The organism is Colwellia sp. BRX10-3, assembly GCF_014077505.1.
Lineage (GTDB): Bacteria > Pseudomonadota > Gammaproteobacteria > Enterobacterales > Alteromonadaceae > Cognaticolwellia.
Genome location: NZ_JACGWA010000050.1, coordinates 1 through 309 on the forward strand (window position 1 = coordinate 1; position 309 = coordinate 309).

The 309-nt window shown below is 41.1% G+C and carries 2 tRNA genes; both read right to left on the reverse strand.

The features are described 5' to 3' along the window. Positions 1-46: 46 nt before the first annotated feature. Positions 47-122, reverse strand: a tRNA-Gly gene (locus tag H4J38_RS16990). Positions 123-185: 63 nt separating this feature from the next. After that, positions 186-272, reverse strand: a tRNA-Leu gene (locus H4J38_RS16995). Between the last annotated feature and the right edge of the window lie 37 nt (positions 273-309).

Here is a 309-nt window from a genome sequence, read left to right on the forward strand (position 1 = left end):
ATAGTAGAGATTGGAACCCTACTTTGATAACAAAAGTTATCAGATTTGGAGCGGCTAACGAGACTCGAACTCGTGACATTCACGTTGGCAACGTGATGCTCTACCAGCTGAGCTACAGCCGCTTCGTAGATATTTAAAAATAATCTTAATTGATTAAATCAATCTAAATCGCTTTATATCAATAATGGTACCCGAGGCCGGACTTGAACCGGCACACTCTTACAAGCGAGGGATTTTAAATCCCTTGTGTCTACCAATTCCACCACTCGGGCAACGAGAGTATTTTTTATAGTAGAGATTGGAACCCTA